Origin of the sequence: Halomonas sp. DP5N14-9 (assembly GCF_019802175.1) — a bacterium.
Lineage (GTDB): Bacteria > Pseudomonadota > Gammaproteobacteria > Pseudomonadales > Halomonadaceae > Halomonas > Halomonas litopenaei.
The window spans coordinates 1-1,265 of the sequence record NZ_JAHVHR010000019.1 but is presented as its reverse complement, the minus strand read 5'-3'; the positions used below and the strand labels follow the sequence as shown (position 1 = coordinate 1,265).

The 1,265-nt window shown below is 63.2% G+C and carries 1 protein-coding gene; it reads right to left on the bottom strand.

The genetic code is table 11. The features are described from left to right. On the bottom strand, positions 1 to 1,174 hold a 1,174-nt coding region (locus tag KUW00_RS11220; protein ID WP_222569103.1), incomplete at its 3' end, for an IS1380 family transposase. Positions 1,175 to 1,265: the final 91 nt, after the last annotated feature.

Genomic DNA, 1,265 nt, shown 5'->3' with positions numbered 1-1,265 from the left:
CCTGGGCGAAGGCGGTGCGCTTGAGGTAAATCCGACGCAGTCGCTCCAGAAGCAGATAGGCCAGCCCCGAGAGCAGTAGCCGGTACTGGTTGGGCCACCACTCGTGGCAGCTGGTGCGGTCGGAGAACAGGAACTGCTGCTCCTTGATGCGGTTCTCCATCTCGCCCCGGGCACAGTAGCGATTGTCATAGAGCCACTCGGCGCTGCAGCCGCGCAGGCTGGTGACCACGTAGCGGGTGTTGAAGCCACGCCGGCTGGTCTCGGACTTGACGATCACCCTTCGTCGACGCTCCTTCCAGCTCTTGGCAGCGTACTCGATGAAGCCGAAGACACGCTCCTTCTCCCAGGTCTTCTCGAAGCGGATGGCTGACGCGTAGTCGATGTCCAGAGCCAGCTTGGCCAGGCGCTTGTTGCCGGCGAGGCCGATGAGGTAATCGACGCCGTGGCGGTCGCACCAGTTGAGGATCAGCGGGCGGCAAAAGCCGCTGTCGCCGCGGAACACGATCTTCACCTCAGGCCATGCCTGGCGCAGCCGCCGGACCAGCAAGGCGAGAATGGCGCCGGCGTGATGGGCGGCATCTCGGTAGGCCGGGCGCAGGTAGCTGACCAGTAGCTGGTCGCCACAGAACACGAACAGCGGCAGGAAGATGTAGTGGTCGTAGTAGCCGTTGAAGTGCCGGCCGAGCTGCTGGCCATGCACCCGGTCGTCGGTGGCATCGAAGTCGAGGTAGAGCGGCTTCTTCGGTGGCCGCCGGAACGAGCGGATGAACTGCTCGATCATCTCCTCGTGGATAGCGACCGCCCAGTCTCGGTTGGCCTGCTGTTCGAAGCGACACAGGGTGGACTGGCTGGCCAGCACGCCATCGGTATCGACGGCGGTCTGCAGGGCGATGTCGTGGCGCAGCGCATGATGGTCGTTGAGATCCTCATAGCCCATCGCCAGGCCGAACACGCGCTGTCGAACCAGGGTTTCCGTTCGGTGCTGGCAGCGCTGAGGGTCTCGCGCATCGCTCAGTCGGCGAGCTACCGAGCGCGTCAGCCCCATCTCACGATCGAGCTGACGCAGCAGGAGGATGCCGCCGTCGGAGGTGACGTCGCCGCCATCGAAGCGGGCGACGATCTGACGGCCTTTGCAGCGTGGAAAGGTGGCGGTGGGCGTGGTACATTTTGTCATGGCGGCTGTGTCGGCTAATTCTTGCTTAGGCTCTTGAATTATAACCGATTTTCAGCCGCTTTTTCCATTTCCGGTGCAATATCCGGGCTAG